General features: G+C 74.8%; 10 protein-coding genes. 2 read left to right on the top strand and 8 right to left on the bottom strand.

The genetic code is table 11. The annotated features are described in order from the left end of the window. Window positions 1-91 precede the first annotated feature (91 nt). On the top strand, window positions 92-961 hold the full coding sequence (locus ACFWOG_RS12525) for an alpha/beta fold hydrolase (protein ID WP_329953014.1): 870 nt from the start codon (window positions 92-94) through the stop codon (window positions 959-961). Between the two features lie 6 nt (window positions 962-967). Here the strand turns inward: ACFWOG_RS12525 and ACFWOG_RS12520 are convergent, their stop codons facing one another. From ACFWOG_RS12520 to ACFWOG_RS12510, 3 genes are all read right to left on the bottom strand, one after another. After that, window positions 968-1942 (bottom strand): D-glycerate dehydrogenase, encoded by a 975-nt coding sequence (locus ACFWOG_RS12520; RefSeq protein WP_329952952.1) that lies wholly within the window; start codon window positions 1940-1942, stop codon window positions 968-970. Between the two features lie 133 nt (window positions 1943-2075). Then, entirely contained in the window at window positions 2076-6068 is a 3993-nt protein-coding gene (fxsT, locus tag ACFWOG_RS12515; protein ID WP_380357513.1) for an FxSxx-COOH system tetratricopeptide repeat protein, read from the bottom strand. Then, entirely contained in the window at window positions 6065-7456 is a 1392-nt protein-coding gene (locus ACFWOG_RS12510) for a TIR-like protein FxsC (protein ID WP_329952951.1), read from the bottom strand. Before ACFWOG_RS12510 ends, fxsT (ACFWOG_RS12515) begins: the two co-directional genes overlap by 4 nt. A gap of 640 nt (window positions 7457-8096) precedes the next feature. On the opposite strand from ACFWOG_RS12510, the gene aspS reads away from it, so the two are divergent. Next, window positions 8097-9374 carry an aspartate--tRNA(Asn) ligase gene (gene aspS, locus ACFWOG_RS12505; RefSeq protein ID WP_329952950.1) on the top strand — a complete coding sequence of 426 codons (1278 nt, stop codon included), beginning with the start codon at window positions 8097-8099 and terminating at the stop codon, window positions 9372-9374. Window positions 9375-9487: 113 nt separating this feature from the next. On the opposite strand, the gene ACFWOG_RS12500 is transcribed toward aspS, so the two are convergent. The 5 genes from ACFWOG_RS12500 to fsxC form a co-directional block, all read right to left on the bottom strand. Next, window positions 9488-10393 (bottom strand): AAC(3) family N-acetyltransferase, encoded by a 906-nt coding sequence (locus ACFWOG_RS12500; protein WP_329952949.1) that lies wholly within the window; start codon window positions 10391-10393, stop codon window positions 9488-9490. 211 nt (window positions 10394-10604) lie between these two features. After that, window positions 10605-13058 carry an FxsB family cyclophane-forming radical SAM/SPASM peptide maturase gene (locus ACFWOG_RS12495; RefSeq protein WP_380357509.1) on the bottom strand — a complete coding sequence of 818 codons (2454 nt, stop codon included), beginning with the start codon at window positions 13056-13058 and terminating at the stop codon, window positions 10605-10607. 52 nt (window positions 13059-13110) lie between these two features. Continuing rightward, window positions 13111-13296 carry a hypothetical protein gene (locus tag ACFWOG_RS12490; RefSeq protein ID WP_329883259.1) on the bottom strand — a complete coding sequence of 62 codons (186 nt, stop codon included), beginning with the start codon at window positions 13294-13296 and terminating at the stop codon, window positions 13111-13113. Between the two features lie 228 nt (window positions 13297-13524). Beyond that, on the bottom strand, window positions 13525-17655 hold the full coding sequence (fxsT, locus tag ACFWOG_RS12485; RefSeq protein ID WP_380357506.1) for an FxSxx-COOH system tetratricopeptide repeat protein: 4131 nt from the start codon (window positions 17653-17655) through the stop codon (window positions 13525-13527). Further along, window positions 17645-18318 (bottom strand): FxsC protein (fsxC, locus tag ACFWOG_RS12480; protein WP_380357503.1); only part of this gene is annotated, 674 nt, incomplete at its 5' end. The genes fxsT (ACFWOG_RS12485) and fsxC, both read right to left, overlap by 11 nt.

The following is an 18318-nucleotide window of genomic DNA, read 5'->3' as shown; positions in this document are numbered from 1 at the left end:
AACCCACCTGATCCGGGCCGGCCCGCCGACCGGGGCCGCCGGCCGACCGGCCGGACCCCGAGAGCCGAGGAGGTCGTGCGTGGCGCTACGGATGGTCAAGGCGGCGGACGGCCGCGCACTCGCGGTCGAGACCCACGGCGACCCGCGCGGTCGCCCGGTCTTCCTGCTGCACGGCATGCCCGGCAGCCGGGTCGGCCCGCACCCGCGCAGCACCGTGCTGTACCGGCTCGGCGTCCGGCTGGTCTCCTTCGACCGGCCCGGGTACGGCGACTCCACCCGGCTGCCCGGCCGCCGGGTGGCCGCCGCGGCCGTGGACGTCCGGACCATCGCCGACGATCTCGGTATCGACGCCTTCGCGGTGCTCGGCCGTTCCGGCGGCGGTCCGCACGCGCTGGCCTGCGCGGCGCTGCTGCCGGAGCGGGTCACCCGGGCCGCCGTCCTGGTCGGCCTGGCCCCCCGCGACGCCGCCGGTCTGGACTGGTACGGCGGGATGACGCCGTCCAACGTCCGGGCGTACCGGGAGGCCGAGCGCGGGCACGACCGGATCGCCGCCGGCATGCTCTTCCGCTCGCAGCAGATCCGGGCCGACCCGGTCAGCCTGCTCAAGGGGCTGCGGCCCGAACTGCCGGCCACCGACCGGGAGGTGGTGGCCGACACCGGGTTGCGGCGGATGCTGCAGAGCAACTACCGGGAGGCGTTCCGGCACGGCGCCGACGGCTGGATCGACGACGTGCTGGCCTTCACCGCCGGCTGGGGCTTCCAGGTCGGGGACATCGGGGTGCCGACCTGGCTCTGGCACGGCGCCGACGACCAGTTCTCCCCCGTCGACCACTCCCGCTGGCTGGCCGACCACATCCCCGGCTCCGAGCTGTTCCTGGAACCCGGTGCCGCCCACTTCGGCGCGTTCCGGGTGATGGCCACGGCTCTCAACTGGGCGGCGGGCCGGGCTCCCGGCGGGTGACCGGCGTCACCGGGGGGTGACCGGCGCGACCGGCGTCACCGGGGGGTCGCCGGCCAGGACGGCGAGGACGTTGTCGACCGCGAGGCCGCCCATGGCCTGCCGGGTGCGGACGGTGGCGCTGCCGAGGTGCGGCGCGAGCACGGCCCGGTCCTGGGCGAGCAGCGCGGCGGGGACGGCCGGCTCGTTCTCGAAGTTGTCGACGGCGGCGGCGAACAGCGCGCCGGACTCCAGGGCGGCGGCGAGCGCCTCCTCGTCGACGACTCCGGCGGTCATCGACACCACCACCGCGCCGGGCGGCAGCAGGGCGAGCCTGCGGGCGTCCAGCAGGTGCCGGGTGGCGTCGCCGAGCGGGCAGGTGACCACCAGCACGGTGGAGGCGGCGAGCAGGTCGTCCAGCGGCAGCCAGTCGGCGCCCTCGGCCTGCTCGGGCGGCAGCGGGTGGCGGTTGTGGTAGCTGACGGGCATGTCGAACGCGCGGGCCCGGCGGGCCACCGCCCGGCCGATCCGGCCCATGCCGAGGATGCCCAGCGGGGTGCCGGCGAGTTCCAGGCCGAGCATGAAGGTGGGGGCCCAGGCCCACGGCCGGCCGGAGCGCAGCAGGCGCTCGCCCTCGCCGAGCCGGCGGGTGGCGGACAGCAGCAGCGCCCACGCCATGTCGGCGGTGGCGGCGGTGAGCACGCCGGGGGTGTTGGTCACCAGGACCCCGCGGTCGGCGCAGGCGGCGAGGTCGATGTTGTGGTGGCCGACCGCGTGGTTGGCCACCACCCGGAGGCCGGGGCCGGCCGCGTCGAGGAGTTCGGCGTCGACCACGTCGTCGAGGGTGGTGATCACGGCCGTCCGGCCGCGGACTGCGGCCAGCAGTTCGGCGCGCGGCAGCGGCAGTTCGGAGTCGTGCACGGTGGCCGCGTGGTGCGCGGTGAGCCGTTCGACGACGCCGGGGGCGAGACGGCGGGTGACCAGGACCGGAGGCTGCTCGTTCATCAGGCCCGAAGCATACGCGGCGGGCCGGAGCGCACCGCGGACGGCCGACGCCGGCGACCGGCCTCCGCGAGGGCCGGCCCCGGCGGTGTGCGCCCCTGCGGTGTGCGGCCGACCCGCACACCGCCCGGGCCGGTCACACCGGCTGCGGTTCGAGGTCGCGGTTGATCCGCTTCCAGCCCCGGGCCGCGACGGTGTTGGGGTGCTCCTCGCCGAACTGGCGGATCAGCTCGGCGATCGCCCGGGCCCGGTGTTCGGCGGCCGGGGTGTGCCGGCCGGCCACCCGCAGGGTGACGGCCAGGTTGGCCTCGCAGGCCACCGCGTCGGGGTGGCGCGCCGAGTAGCGGCGGCAGAGGCCCTCGTACGCGGCGCGGCCGAGCTCCTCGGCGAGGTCGGTCCGACCGTCGTCGCCGTGGGCGTTGGCCAGGTTGATCATCGCGATCAGGGTGTACGGGTGGTCCGGCCCCACCGAGCGGGTGAGGCCGTCCACGGTGGCCAGGCCGCGGGCGATCGCCCCGGGCACGTCGCCGCTGCCGCGCAGGTAGATGCCGAGGTTGTTCGCGCAGGCCAGGGAGAACGGGTGCTCGTCGCCGAACAGTCGGCGGTGGCCCTCGTAGACGGTGGCGCACAGGTCGCGGGCGGTCTCCTTGTCGCCGGACGCGCTGTGGTCGGCGGCCAGGTTGAGCGCGCAGGCCAGCGCGTCCGGGGCGTCGGCGCCGTACCGCTCCAGGTAGCGCTCGTAGGTCTCCTTGGTGATCCGGCGGGCCTCGGCCAGCTGTCCGATCCGGCGCAGGGAGACGGCCAGGGACTTGGCGTTGCGCAGGTTCTCCGGGAGGTCCGGGTCGAGGACGCCGCCGAGGTCGTTGGTGACTTCCTGGAGGAGTTCCACCGAGCCCTGGTAGTCGCCGAGTTCCCGCAGGTCGCGGGCGAGGTTGGACTTGGTGGAGAGGGTGTACGGGTGGCGCGGCCCGAGCACCGCGGTGCGCCGGTCGAGGGTCTCCTGGTCGAGTTCGCGGGCGGCTTCGCTGTCCCCGACGAGGCGGTAGTCGATGGCGAGGTTGTTCGCCATGGAGAGCGTGCGCGGGTTGTCGTCACCGAACAACTCGCGGAACTGGTCCAGGATTTCGCGGTCGAGGTCGAGGGCGGCCTGGAACCGGCCGAGGGCCCGGCGGTCGGCGCCGAGGGAGCCCGCCGTCATCAGGGTGTAGGGGTGGTGCTCGCCGAGCAGGGCCCGCTGACGCTCCAGGGTCGATTCGTCCAGGGCCAGGGCCTCGGCGTAGTTGCCCTGCGAGCGCAGGACGTTGGCGAGCTGGAAGCGGAGCAGCAGGGTCTGGCGGTCGTTCTCGCCGAGCTTGCGGGTCCACTCGTCGTCGAGGGCGTGGCCGAGGTCGCGGGCGCGGTCGAGCTCGCCGCGCTTCCACAGGTAGCGGACGCGGTCGATGAGGAGCTGGCGGGTGTCGGCCTCGTCGCAGTTGTGGGCCTTGGAGGGCGACAGGTGGGGCCAGATCTCGTCGAACGCGGGCCAGTTGGCCGGGTCGTCGGTGTCGCCGAGGGAGGGCCGGGCGCCGGTGAGGATGCGGTGCACCTCGTGGACGGCGACCTCCTGCTCGTCGTCGGTCATCTCGGCACGGATGACGGCCTGGACGAGGCGGTGCACCTGGAAGCTGTTGGTGCCGGCGTCGACCTTGGCGAGCGCGTACCGGCCGATCGCCTGGATCACCTTGCCGAGCATGAACTTGTCGCTCAGGTCCGCGTCGTACTGGACGAGCGCACGGATCATCTGGTCGCTGTAGAAGAGGTTCATGGAGATCGGCTCGGGCGCGAAGAACGCGCAGAGCTGGAGCAGCCGGACGGCGGCCGGGGACTGCTCGCGGAGCCGGGCGATGGAGACGTTCCAGGTGGCGCCGACGGGGGTGGGGTAGTCGGCGGGGCGGGTGCCGGCGAGGGCGCGGGCCGCTTCGGCCTGGAGCTGGGCGACGTAGGTGTCGACCGGGGTGCCGGTGGTGTCGAGCCAGGCGGCGGCGACCTCGACGGCGAGCGGCAGGTCGCCGACCGCCTCGGCGACGCGGTCGGCGTCGGGGCGGGAGAGGCCGCGGGCGCGGCGGCAGAGGTGTTCGACGCTCTCGCCGCGGGTGAAGACGTCCACTTCCAGGGCCTCGGCGTGGCCGGACCAGGCCTGGTTGCGGGAGGTGACCAGGATGTGGCCGGAGCCGCCGGGGAAGAAGCGGCGGATCTCGGTGGGTTCGTCGGCGTTGTCGAAGATCAGCAGCCAGCGCGAGGTGGGCACCCCGCGGCGCAGCGCCTCGCGGGCGGCTTCGGCGGCTTCGGTGACGGAGTCGCCGACGCGCAGGCCGAGTCGGCGGGCGAGGTCGGCGAGGGCGGGGGCGACGAGTTCGGTCTGTTCGGCGTCGATCCACCAGACCAGGTCGTAGTCGGACATGAAGCGGTGTGCGTACTCCAGGGCGACCTGGGTCTTTCCGACGCCGCCGAGCCCGTAGAGGGTCTGCGGGGTGGGCAGGACGGCCGCCATGCCGCCGCGCAGCTGGTTGCGGAGCTGCTCCAGGACGGCGGAGCGCCCGGTGAAGGAGGGGTTGCGGGGCGGGACGTCCCAGACCTGGGGCTTGCTGCCGGGGAACCGGGGGCCGCCGGCCGGGGCCTCGGCGAGGGCGACGTCGCCGCGGCCGAGCGCGCGGAGCAGGGTCTGTACGGACTGCGCCTCGTCGCGCCCGACGAGGTCGACGGGGTTGCGGTTGGAGAACGGCGCGGTGAGCCGGACGTCGCCGACCCGGACCGGGACCAGCTGACGGCGGGTGCCGGACGGGTCGGAGCTGACCACCGACTCCCAGAGCGCGCGGGCCTGCGGCGAGCGCAGGTAGGCGGGCGAGAGGACGGCGACCGTCCGGTGGGCGGCGTCGATGCCGCGCTCGGTGTCCTGGCGCGGTTCGGCGCCGGCGCTGAGGTCGCGGGGCAGCACCCGGAAGCCGGCCCGGGTGAGCACCGACTCGATCCAGTCCGCCCACATCCGGTCCTCGGGGACGTACGAGAGGTAGAGGTCGGCCGGGACGGACGGGCGGCGCCGGGTGAAGGCGTCCACGTACCGGAGGCGGATCTCCTCGTCGACGGCCGGCAGCGAGCGGACCCGGCTCTCGGTGATCGCCGAGGTGAGCCGCTCACAGGCCGCCAGCATGGAGGTCTGGGCGCCGCCCTGGTCGCCGAAGGTGGCGAGGATCTCCTCGTAGGCGTAGAACGGCCGGTACGGGATCTCCACCGAGCCCCAGTAGTGGGCGAGTTCGTCGCCGTCGAGGCCGGCGGGGAGGCCGTCGAAGCGGATCCGGGCGAGCGCCCGGCCGGCGTCGGCCTTCTCCTTCTCGCCCTCGTCGATCCGCATCGGCACCGGCAGGATGCGGATGCCGCGCTCGCGGTAGCGGTCGTGGATGTGCTGGGCGATCCGCGAGGCGCCGTCGATGGACTGGTCGCTGAGGGTGAAGCAGACGACCAGGTCGTCGGGCATCTGGACGGTGCAGATCTCGGCGATGTCGGAGAGGCCGGTCCGGGAGTCGATCAGCACGTAGTCGTAGTGCTTGCTCATGTCGGCGCGCAGGGCGTCGAAGAACTGCCCGCCGTCGAAACGGTCGTAGAAGATGTCCCAGTCGAGGTGGGTGACGGCCTCGGAGTAGTCCCGGTTGAACTGGCCGGCGGAGAGGAAGTCCAGGCTACCGCCGGGCGGGAAGAGCGGCCAGGAGAGCGAGAGCGCGTGCGGGTGCACCCGGGCGAAGTCCAGGTGCCAGCCCTCGGCGTGCTCGACGGGGCGCAGCGCCTCCTCCCGGTACTCGGCGATCAGGTCCATCATCCCGGTGGTGCCGGCGAGGGCGGCCTGGTCGAGGAAGGGGTGGAAGAACTTGGCCAGGCCCGGCGCCTCCAGGTCCCAGTCCACGGTGAGCACGCGGAAGCCGTTGGCGGCCAGGATCCAGGCGGTGTTGGCGAGCGCCATGGTGCGGCCGGTGCCGCCCTTGTACGAGTAGAACGTGATGATCCGGCCGTGCCGGTCGCGCTCCGCCTCGCGCTGGGCGGCGAGCGCCTCGGCGGTGAGCCCTCCGATGCGGAGGTTCCTGGTGCGGTCCTCGCTCATGTGGTTCCTCCCCCGGGCGTCCCGTCGTCCGGGCGGTCGCCTCTCTGGCGTGCTGGGTGGTCGTCGTCACCGAAGGGCTCGTCCGGTCCGAAGGGGTCCCCGCCGTACCGGTCCGGGCCGGCCCGTCCGCCCTGCGGCCGGAACGCGCCGCGCAGGCTCGGGCGGGGGGTCGGCGGCTCGTCCGGTTCGGTCCTCGTCCGGCCCTCGAAGGCGTACTTGGCCTTCATCGCGGCTCTGGGCAGCGCGTCGTCGAACTCCTCCAGGCTGGCCAGTCCGGGGGTACCGCCGAGCACGCCGAGGAAGCTGGGGCGCGCCGCCCGGTGGGTCAACCGCAGGACCTGGTCCGCGAGGTCGGCCATGTCGCGGTGGTGTTCGACGCAGTCGGGATCGTCCGCGTTCCAGGGTTCCAGCACGCTCACCCAGGCCGAGTCCGACCGGTCGAACCGCCGGACCAGCTCGCGGCGCTGCTCGTCGCAGAGGGCCCAGCGGTCGAGCAGCAGCAGTCCGGGGGCGGTGGGCTCGCCGCCCCCGAGCAGCGCCTCGGCCTCCTCGTCGAACTCGTGCACGGTCGGCTGGAACCCCAGCTGCCGGGCCAGGCGCACCGCGTGCTCGGCGAGCGGGCGGTTGGCGACCGGCCGGTAGGGGTGCCAGTCGGTGCGGCGGGTGCCGTAGTAGTCCGGGTTGCGGTCGGCCGGCACCTCGCTCCGGTGGTACGAGAGGACGGAGATCCGCAGGCGTTTGGTCGGCGCGGCGACGTCGAAGGCGCTTGGCTGGGCGTTGAAGTCGAGCGGTCGCCCGACCGGGATGACCGTCTCCTCCGCCACCTCGACGATCCGCGCGGCCAGCCGGTGCACGGCCAGCTCGTACGCGGAACGGAAGTAGCTGAGCTTCATCAGGGCGTACAGGCCCTCGGTGGCGTAGTCGGGGCCGAAGCTGGCGTGGTTGAACTGGAGTTCGCCGGCCACCTTGGGCAGCTTGTAGCGGCTCATCGGCGCCCAGAGGACCGGGACGATGCCGCTGGTCCGCTCGGCGTCGATGGTCGCCGGGTAGACCGGGCGGCGGGTGAAGGAGTGCCACTCCTGGCCGCACGGGATGCTGTTGAAGTAGCGCGGCGAGTAGAGCGGCACGAACACCCGGCAGGCGGCCAGCTCCTCGGAGAGCCGTTCGGCCCACAGCTCGCCCTGGTGCATGGACTCGTCCATGAAGCCGACCGGCACGCCGGCGGGCACGGCCGTGAGCTGGAGCACCGCCTCGCAGAGGTCCCGGTAGAGTTGGCGGACCCAGTGGTTGGGGTCGCCGGCGCCGCGCGCGCCCGCCTTCGGGGTGTGCGCGTAACTGAGGAAGAAGTACGGCCGGGCCGCGTCCTCGTCCCAGCCATGGTCGTTCACACGCGCCTCCCCCTGGCCCCCCGGCAACCGCTCCCCCTCGCGTCCCCGTTCGCGGGGCTTCAGTGTAGGAACGACCCGGGGGGCATGGGAATAGCACGAAGGGCCACCCGGATTGACATGACCGAAACGACCGGGGGCGCACGGTCGCACGCACGCGCGGGCGGCCGGAGCACTTGTCCGGCGTCCGGTGACGCCGGACAACCCCCGCCCACCCCCGGCGACCCCGACGACCCCCGACGACCCCGCCCACCCCCGACGACCCCGGCGACGCGCCACGCTGCCCGGAGGCGCGCCGCGGCGCCCGGGAGGCCGTCGGCACCGGGGAGACGCCGTGCCGGGGAAACGCGTTGCCGGGGGCGGCCGACCCGACCTACCCTCGACGGAACACGTGGACGGAGACGAGTACCCCCGGGTCACCGTGGGCCGAGAGAGCCGCCGGCAGCTGGGAAGGCGGCCTCACGCCCCGGAGGGAAGACACTCCTGAGTGCGGGGAGGAAATGCCCCGTCGGCCGGCCCCCGTCACCGGGCCAGAACGAGGCCGGCGCCCTCCGGGGTGCCGGCGAAAGTGCGGTGGCACCGCGAGTTGCCCCTTCTCGCCCGCACTCCGAAGGGATCACGGCAACGCCCCTGGAGGGCTGCGATGATCCACCCGACGACCCGCGTCCTGGCTGCGGAACTACCCGGCCGCGTAGGCGAATCCGTCGAAGTCAGCGGCTGGCTGCACCGCCGCCGCGGGCTCAAGTCCGTCACCTTCCTCGTCCTCCGGGACCGCTCCGGTCTCGCCCAGGTCGTGACCGCCGGGAACGGCGCCGACTACCCGGAGGAGACCGTCCTGCGCATTCGGGGGACGGTCACCGTCAACTCCCAGGCGCCCGCCGGGGTCGAACTCACCTCGCCGGAGATCGAGGTCCTGTCCAGCCTCGCCGAACCCCCGCCGTTCAGCCTGTTCCGGCCGACGGTGCCGGCCACGCTGCCGGTCGTCCTGGACCACGCGCCGGTGGCCCTGCGGCACCCGCGGCTCAGCGCCGTCCACCGGATCTCGGCCGCCTCGGTGGCCGGCTTCCGGTCGACGCTGGACGGCCTCGGCTTCACCGAGATCCAGACCCCGAAGGTGGTCGCCTCGGCCACCGAGTCCGGGGCGAACGTCTTCGCCCTGGACTGGTTCGGCGAGCGGGCCTACCTCGCGCAGTCCCCGCAGTTCTTCAAACAGACCATGGTCGGGGTCTTCGAACGGGTCTACGAGACCGGTCCCGTCTTCCGGGCCGAACCGCACGACACCGCCCGCCACCTGGCCCAGTACACCAGCCTGGACGCCGAGCTGGGCTTCATCGCCGACCACCGCGAGGTGATGGCCGTCGTCCGCGAGGCCGTCGCCGGGATGGTCGCCGCCGTGGCCTCGCGTGCCGCCGGGGCGGTCGGCGCACTGGCGGTGGACCTCCCGGAGGTCCCGGCGGAGATCCCTCAGATCCACTTCGCGGAGGCCATGCGCGTGCTGGGCGCCGACGAGCCGGACCTCTCCCCCGCCCACGAGCGCGAGCTCGGCGCGTGGGCGCTGCGCGAGCACGGCAGCGAGTTCCTGTTCGTGGTGGGCTACCCGATGCGCAAGCGCCCGTTCTACACCCACCCGGAGCCGGGACGGCCCGCGTACTCCAACAGCTTCGACCTGGTGTTCCGGGGCCTGGAGCTCGTCACCGGCGGGCAGCGCCTGCACCGGCACGAGGACTACCTCGCCGCCCTCGCGGCCCGCGGCGAGTCCCCGGAGCCGTACGCGGGCTACCTCAGCGCCTTCGCCCACGGGATGCCGCCGCACGGGGGGTTCGCCCTCGGCCTCGAACGGTGGACCGCCCGGCTCACCCGGTCCGACAACATCCGGTCCAGCACCCTCTTCCCGCGCGACCTGCACCGCCTGTCGCCCTGACGCCTCGCCGGCCTGTCCGCTCCGGGCGCTCCGGGCGCTCCGGGCTCGGTCGGTGGCCTTTCCGGTGGCGCGCCCGGTGGCTGCCCGGGAATCCCCGGCGGGTGCCACCCCGCCTACCGGCCGCGGAGTTCCCGGAGCGCTTCGACCGCGAGGTCGACGGCCTCGCGCACCGGGACCAGCCGGCAGTCCGCGCCGCCGATCCGGCGCTCCGTCAGCCCCGCTGCACGGGAGAGCACTTCGGCCCCCAGCTCCGCGAAGTGGAGGTCGTCCAGGTCGGGCGCGGTAAAGGTGACCCAGCCGTCGGGGCCGGAACAGCGGTACTCGCGCAGCCGGACGCCGGGCATCCGCAGATCGGCCAGGTGGAAGGCGGTGAAGCGGGACATCGGGACACCCATCATCAGCACCCGGGCGTCCAGCTCGTACAGCCGGCCGAGCGGGGAGTCCGGCCCGAGGTGGGAGGTGAGGTCGTGACGGCGGACGATCTCCTCGGCCCGGGCGCCCAGCGCGGCGAAGGAGGTCTGCGGGTGGGCGCTGCGGCGGGCGCCCGGCCGGGTCCGGATCTCCTCGGAGAGCGCGCCCACGGTCGGCGAGCAGGGCGTGGTGGCCGGGTCGAAGCGCGGCATCCGGGCCCGGTGCGCGGCGGCCTCGGCCTCGGTGAGTCCGGCCACGGCGGCCAGGTGCAGGCGGGAGGTCGAGGAGTTCTCCGGGGTCGCGGTGTAGGCGACGAGGGTGCCGTGCGACGGTCCGCCGAGGGCGTCCAGCAGGGCGTCGGTGACGGTCGCGGCGCCGCCGTCGACCGGGCCGAGGGCCCGCAGCGAGGCCTGTACGAGCAGGACGCCGCCCGGCCGGACCCCGAGCGCGGCGAACCGGCGGGCGAGCCGGTCGCGGGTCGGCGGCGGCGCGTCGGCCGGCGCCGCGCGACCGGCGGTCACGACGTGCGGGGGTGGGGCGGTCACGGGGGCGGTCGTGGGGGCGGTCACGGTCGCGGGGGCGACGGCGACGCGGGTCTCGGTGGTCATGGCATGTCCCGGGGGTGACGGCCACGGACGGGGGATCCGCGGCCAGGGTAGTGGGCGGGGGCGCGGCTGGGAACGGGGCACCGGCGCCCGGCGTCCGGGCCCCGGCGTGCGCCGGGCGTCCGACGGGCCGGGCGTCGGGCGGGCTGGGCCTCGGGCGGGCCGGGCACCCGGCAGGCCGGGCACCGGGCACCGCCGGGTACCGACCGGGCGGTCAGCCCGCCACCGTCGGCGAGCGGTCCCGGCGGGCCCGGTCGGCGGCCTCCTCGGCTGCCCGCGGCAGCGGGACGGCCGACCAGGGGCCTACGGTCGCTCCCATGCCCTCGGCGAAGCGCAGGCCGAGGGCGGTCAGCGAGCCGGAGCCGGCCAGCCGCTCCACCGCCTCGGCGGTGTACCGGCGCCACAGCGCGAACTGGGCCCGGGCGTGGTCGGCGGCCGAACCGGGCAGACCGTCGTGGGCCCGGACCCTCGTCCCCCAGTACGCCGTCACCGCCAGATGGGCGTAGGTGCCCTGGAACAGCCCCTCCAACGGGCGCGGGTCGGGCCGCCAGGGAGCGTCGTACAGCCCCGTGTCGGCCGGGTCGTAGAGGTCCGCCCGGTCGAGCACCGCACCCAGCTTGACGTGCTGGAACTCGTGCGCCAGCAGGAGCGCGAGGGTGGGCGCGGTCGCCGGGCGGGCGATCCCGACCGCGCCGAAGGCCTGCCGGGCGGCGGCACTGACGTCCCTGCCGGGCGGGCCCGGACGCAACGGGGTGACGGTGGTCAGGCCGGCCCGCAGGCCGACGGCGTACTCGGGGAGGTCGCGGTCCAGCAGTTCGACGGCCTCCCGCAACGCCCAGCTCCAGGCCGTGAGTTCGGGATCGTCCAACCGGTCGGAGACCGGCCACTGGTGGCTGTCCCGCTGCGGGTCGACGTCCTCCAGGGCGAGCGTCCAACCACCGGCCAGCGCGACCCGGCGGACCGGCCGCCAGCGCGGGTCCCCCTCACCGGGGCGGGCGGACGAACCGTCGTCGGCGCGGACGGCGAACCCCCGCGCCCCGCCGGTGACCACCGCTTCGCGGGCCCCGGCACCGAGGTCCAGCCGGCCGAGCGTGGGCAGGTGCAGCGCGCCGTCCCGGAGCGGGACGGCGACGGCGTCCCCGCGCCCGGCCCGGACCGCGGCGGCGGCGGCCAGCCCGGCCAGCGGCCCGAGCCCGGCGGCCGGGTCGCCGCCCAGCCGCCGGGCGGCCCACGCGCGGGCGTAGGGGTGGGCGAGCACCGCGTCCACCGCGGCGGGCGCGGCCGAGTCGAGCTCGGCGAGCAGTTCCCAGGCGGCCGAGCGGGCCAGCCCGGAGGTGCTCCGCACGGCGGCCAGCATCGCGCGTGTGATGGCGAGTTGGGAACGGTTCAGGGCGCGGACGGTGTCCGCTCCGCCGTGGCCGCGGGCCAGCTCGTCGAGCTGCGCCCCGGTGAGCCCGGCCGGCACCTCCGGCGCGCCGGCCTGCACCGGCAGGGCCGCGGGGACGGTGGCGCCGGGACCGCCAGGACGGTCGGGACCACCCGGACGGTCGGGGCCGTCGGACCGGTCGGCGATGCCGTTGATCAGGTTCATGAGGTCCCCGCAGTAGACGGACGGGTGGTCGAAGCTGCCGCCGCCGTACCGGTGGGCGTACAGACCACCCCCGCAGGAACGGACCACCGGACAGGCCCGGCAGGTCGCGCCGAGTCCGGCCAGGCCGGTCTGCCGGGCGGCCATCCCGGGGTGGAGGGCGACCTCGTCGAGGCTGTGGGTGAAGACGTCCAACCCGGTGGCGGGGGCTCCGTCGTACGCGGTCTTCAGGCTGTCGGCCTGCTCGAAGGTGCCGTCGGTCTCCAGGACCACCAGGGCGGAGGGTTCCAGACCGAGCGACTCGGTGAGGCTGGAGAGTCCGTGCCGGGTGCGGTGGACGGAGTCGAAGGTCCGGACGGCGAACGGGCGGCCGTCCGCCTCCCAGTGGTCGTAGACGGTGAGCAGCCAGTCCGCGTACGGGGCCGGACCACGTCCGGCGGGGCGCTTCGGCGGCTGCTCCCAGGTGGCGTGCGGGAGCAGGAAGTCGACGGCCGGGGGTTCGAGTTCGGCGAGCGCCCGGTAGACGGCGACCGGGTCGTTCTCGACGTCGACGGTGCAGAGCAGGCCCGCGTAGAGGTGCCGGTACTCGGGTCGGCGGAGGAGCGCCACCGCGCGGAGCACCTGCGGGTGGCTGGAGCGGCCGTCGGCGTAGCGCCGGTGGCGGTCGTTGGCGGCACGGTCGCCGTCCAGCGAGATCCCGACCCTGACGTCCAGTTCGGCGAAGAGGTCGCAGAAGGCGGGGCTCAGGAGCACACCGTTGGTGTGGATCCGCAGGTCGAGGGAACAGCCGGGCGGCAGGGCCGCCCGGAACTCCTCGGCGGCGCGCCGCAGCCGTTCCGGGCCGGCCAGCAGGGGTTCCCCCCCGTGCAGGACGACCCGGACGGACGGCAGCCGATGCGTGGCCGCGTGCTCGCCGACACGTTCGGCGGCCCTGGCCAGGACGGCGTCGGCGACGGTCTTCGGCCTGGACCGCCAGCTGGTGTCAGCGTGCTCGTAGACGTAGCAGTGGTCGCAGGCGAGATCGCACCGACTGTGGACCTTCACCACGAACTGCGTGAAAGGCAGCGGATTGCGCGTCATGGCCATTCGGGTTCAGCTCGGTTTCAGCCGGAGACGACGATGGATCGGCTGGTCAGATGGACGAGTTGAAGGCAGCGACCGGCACGAGGCCTGAATCGGCCCCGGGCAGTGCGCGTCGGATCAGCCGGTCGAGGTCCGCCGTCCCGAGCTCGGCGAGATCTGCGAGACTGGCCCGATCGGACGTGTCCTGACGATGCGTCAGTTCAACAGTGGGGCGGGCGTCCAGTGCGGATGTCATGTTCGATTCTCTTCCACGAAGGGGATTAGAGATTGCCGATGCCGGGTAGTAGTCCCGGCCTCCTCGCCCCAAATGTAGTGCCACCGCAGCGGCGGCGCCGTCCCATCGGACCCGCCGTTCGCACCGCTACCCCCGGCAGGCCGCGAGATCGCGCCGAAGTTCACCCGCTCGGCGGTCGCATCGCGACACCTGCCCGGCGCACGGCCGCCCGGCGGAGCGGCGCCGGGCTCACACTGGCGGCGGTTCGACCTCCCCGTCCAGCCGGTCCCCCGCAGCGAGCGCCCGGGTCACCGGATGATCCTGGCCCAACGCCTGCCGGGCCAGTCCGAGAGCTCGTTCTGCCGTCACAGCCGCCCGCTCCCCCGCCCCGGCAGCCGCCAGGGCGAGCGCCAGGCAGCCGGCCGCCGCCAGGGCGTCCGGATGGTCCGGGCCCAACCGCCCGGACAGCAACCCGTGGGCCTCCTCCGCCAGGGCCAGGGCGGCGGCCCGGTCTCCCGCCAGGGCGGAGTCGTGGGCATGGTTGACCAGGGCGAGGCCGACGTACGGGTGCCGGTCGCCCAGCGCCGCGCGCAGGGTGGCCAGCGCCGCGCCGGAGAGTCGCCGGGCCTCCTCGGTGCGTCCGGCCCGGCGAAGCAGCACGGCAAGGTTCCCGCCCGTGGTGGCCGTGGTGGGGTGCGCCGGGCCGAGCCGGTCGAGGTGGTGGAGGTGGGCCTCCTCGGCGAGCGGTACGGCCCGGCCGAACTCGCCGAGAGCGCCGAGGGTGGCGGCCAGGTTCCCGGCGGCCGCGGCCGTGTCCGGGTGACCGGCGCCGTTGCGGCGGAGGAGCCGGCGGTGCACGTCCTCGTCGTTGTCCAGCGCCTCCCGGTACCGGCCCAGGCGGCGCAGGGTGGCCCCGAGGTAGCGGCGGGCGCGCAGGGTGTCGTCGTGCTCCTCGCCGAAGGCCTCCCGACACTCCGCGACGGCGGTCTCCAGAAGCTCCAGCGCGGCGGGGAACCGGCCGGCCTCGCGGAGCATCCGGCCGTGTGTGGCAGCCGCGTTGAGCGTGTAGCGACTGCGCGGGCCGAGCACCTCGTACTCCCGCTGATGGGACTGCGCGAGCCGGTCGAGCGCCTCGGCGACGTCGCCGTCGAGCAGAGTGGAGACGGCCAGGTTGTTGGCAGCCATCATGGTCCGCGGGTGGTCCGGTCCGAGCACCCGCAGTCCGGTGGCCAGGGTCTCCCGGTCGAGCTCGCGGGCCTCCCGGTAGCGGCCGAGGTGACGCAGGTCGCCACCGAGGCTGCCGGCCGCGGCGACGGTGTACGGGTGGTTCGGACCGAGTGCGGCCCGCAACCGGACCAGCACGTCCCGGTCGGTCTCGTACGCGTCCCGGACGACGCCGAGGCTCCGCTGGATGTTGCCGAGCTGGACCCGCAGCCGGAGGGTCGTCAGGTCGTCCTCGACGCCCGGTCCGGCCGCGTCCCGCCAGCGGGCGAGCGCGTGTTCGGCGAGGTCCCGGCCGACGGTGTGCAGGCTGCGGTGCCAGAGGTATCGGACGGTGTGCACGATCCACTGCCGGACCGCCGGGTCGGTGGAGTCGGACGCGCCGGACGGCCGCAGGTGCGGCAGGAGTTCGGCGTACCGGGACCAGGTCGCGGGGTCGTCCGGATCGGCCGGGTCGGCCAGGGCCAGCGCGCTCCGGGCCGCGGACCGAACCCGTTCCCGGTCGACCTCGACCACCTGGTCGCGGAGCAGCGCCTGGACGATCCGGTGCACGCCGAGTGTGCCGGCAGCCCGGTCGTAGCGGGCCAGGTTGAACTGGTCTACGGTGCGCAGGATCTCGCCGACGGCGATCCGGTCGTCCGAACCACCCTGAGGCAGGCCGATCACCTCGGCCACCGGGGCGCTGTAGAGCAGCCCGATGGGGATGGCGTCCGGGCCGAGGAAGCCGCAGACCTCCAGCAGCCGGGCGGCCGGGGCGTTGATCCGGCGCAGGTCCCGGCCGGCGATCCGCCAGGTGGCAGCGGTGACGTTCGGGCGGAAACGGTCCTCCGTACCTTGCCCGCCCGGCTCACCCGATCCGGGCTGCTCCCCGGTGCCGGCCGGCACCGGCCGGTCGAGGATCTCGGTCAGCGCCTCGTCCAACAGGTCGGCGTACGTGGACGCCGGCATCGGCGTCTCCTGGAGCCAGGCGGCGGCCTGTCCGACGGCCAGCGGCAGGTCGCCGAGCAGCTCGGCGATCCGCTCCGCCTCGGCGCGGGTGGCCCCGGTGTTGACGTGCCGAACCAGCCGGACGCTCTCAGCGCGGTCGAAGACATCCACCTCGGTCCGGCCCCGGTGCCGGGCCCAGCGCCGGTCCCGCGAGGTGACCAGAACGTGCCCGTCGGCGCCGGCGGCCGTCAGCCAAGGGGCCAGCTGCTCCGGGTCCCCGGCATTGTCGAAGATCAGCAGCCATCGCCGGTGCGGCCGGCCCCGGCCGAGTGCGTCGAGCACCGCGTGGGCAGACCGGACGACGTCGCCGTCGTTCTCCAGGCCGAGGCCCGGGGCGAGTTCGGCGAGCCGCTGCGGAATGCCGGCCGGGTCCTCGGCCGGGACCCACCAGACGACGTCGTAGCCGGGGGCGAAACGGTACGCGTACTCGACCGCGGTCTGCGACTTGCCGACCCCGCCCATCCCGTACAGGACCTGGACCGGCTCGACGGCCGGGCCGGTCGTGAGACCGTCGCGCAGGGCCTCCAACAGGCCGCCCCGCCCTGTGAAGGCCGCCAGCTGCGGCGGGAGCTCGCACAGCACCGGCCGGTCGACCGGGAAGCGAGCGGGTACGACCGTGGCCTCCTCACCGGTGTCCAGCCATCGGCCGGCGCCGGGCGGCGGGCCGATCAGTTCGAACAGCTGGTTCTCGGCGGCCGCCGCCGGTCCCCGGGCCAGCTCGACGACCCGGTGGCCGGCGAACGGCGCGGGCAGCGGCGCGGAGGTCTGTGCGGGGGACTGTGCAGGCAGCGGCCCCTGCGGTCCGGTGAGGCGGACGGCCAGCAGCGCGCCCGAACCGGATTCCTCCCCGGCCCCGGTGAGCCGGCGCCAGAGCTCGCGGCCGCGTGGCAGGGCGGCGTACTCGGGCGAGAGCAGCACGAGCACCCTCCCGTCGCCGTCCAGCGGCCCCGCCGCCTCGGGCAGCGGAGCCCGGTCCGGCGGACCGGGCTCGAGCGGCGCGCCGGCGCTGTGCAGGGTGGCCAGGTAGCCGAAGCCGGCCAGGACGGCGGCGGCCCACTCGGCCCAGATCCGGTCGCCGGGCGCGTAGCTGACGCAGACCTGTCGGGAGCGGGTGCGGCCGGTGCGCAGATAGGCGGCGTAGAGGCGGCGGCGAGCGCGGTCGGGGACGGGGCGCAGCGCACGGACCCGGCCGTCGGTGAGCCATCCGGCCAACCGCTCGAAGGCACCGAGCAGACTGCGGTCCTGCTGCGGCCGGTCGACGACGGTGGCCGGCACCTCCTCGTACGCGTAGAACGGTTTGTACGGCACTTCGACGTCCCGCCAGTACTCGGCCCGGCGTTCGGGGCCGAGCCATCGGTCCAGGTAGGGGGCGAAGGCGTCGTGCGCGAGGTCGCGGCCGGCCGCGAGCCCGGCCCGCTCGGCGTCCTCGACCCGCATCGGGACGGGCAGCACCCGGATGTCGCGCTCGTCGGCGTCGACGATGGCCCGGGCCGCGTCGACGCCGCCGCGGATGCTCTGGGCGCCGAGGGTGAAACAGTCCACGACGGTGTCGGGCATCAGGACGGTGCAGATGCCCGAGGTGTCGCTCACTCCGGTCCGACTGTCGATCAGCACATAGTCGTAGGAGCCGGTCCACTGTTCCCTGAGGATGGCCAGGAACTCTGCGCCCCGGATGTCCCGGCGGGTGTAGAAGGTGCGCCAGTTGAAGCTGGTCACGGCGGCCGAGTAGGCCGCGTTCTGTCTCCCGGCCGGCATCAGGTCGAGCCGGCCGCCGGCCGGGAGGTCGAGCGCCAGGCCGCAGAGGTAACCGTCCAGCCGGCCGGGGGCGGCCAGCCACTCGCCGGGGCCGGCACCCGGCACACCGTCGGCGCCGGGAAGCGCCTGGTCCACATAGGCGCGGAGCAGGTCGATCAGGCCGTCGGTGGCGTGCAGTTCGGGATCGACCAGCAACGGGTGGTAGTAGCGGTGCAGGCCCGGCGCCTCCAGATCCCAGTCCACCACCAGGACCCGCAGACCCTGGCTGGCCAGGATCCAGCCCAGGTTGGCGAGCGCCATGGTGCGGCCGGTGCCGCCCTTGTACGAGTAGAAGGTGACCACCGTGCCGGTTCCGGTACCGGGTGTGGTCGGGGCCGCGGACTCGGCGTCCGTGAGGGCGACCTGTTCAGTGGTCATCGTTCGCTGTCTCCTTGGCGGGGCTCCCGGAGCGCCGGGGGGCCGGTCGCGGGGGCACGGGCGCAGAGGCCGGGCCGCCGCTGCCCGCAGGGCTCGCGGGCACGGGCACGGGCGGCCAGGCCGGGATGGTGAGCCCGGGAAGGGCCGCAGCCGCCGGCCCGAGCCCGAACTGCGTGCGCACCGCGGCCGGGTCGTGGTCGATCTGGTCCAACAGGCGGTTCTGCGCCGTGGTAAGGGCCTCGACCAGCACTCTTTCGAAGGTCTCGCGCGCCACCCTGACCCGGAAGAGGGGATCGGGCCCGGACCGGTGCAACCAGTTGCGCGGGAAGACCTCGCGCACGCCCTCCCAGAGCTGGGCGCGCGCCGGTCCGTCCGGCGGGTCGTCGGCGCCGTCGGGCAGCAGGACACCGGTCACCGGGTGGTTCTGCCCGTCGAACTCGCGCAGCACCTGCCGGTACGGCTCCCGGCCGACGGCCCAGGGATCCAGCAGCAGCAGGCTCACCTCGTTGTTCTCCCGCGCCCGGTCCAGGGTGGCGGCGAGGTCGGGGCCGACCGTGTCCAGGCTGGTGCTGTGCCCGGCCCGGGTGATCACCCGCTGAGCCTGGACGACCAGGGAGGGGAGCCGGGGCGGGTGGTACGGCGCCCAGTCCCGGGGGTGGGCGC

This window comes from Kitasatospora sp. NPDC058406 (assembly GCF_042722765.1).
Classification (GTDB): Bacteria; Actinomycetota; Actinomycetes; order Streptomycetales; family Streptomycetaceae; genus Kitasatospora.
The sequence above is the reverse complement of the archived record's forward strand: the minus strand, read 5'-3'. Positions and strand labels throughout refer to the sequence as shown.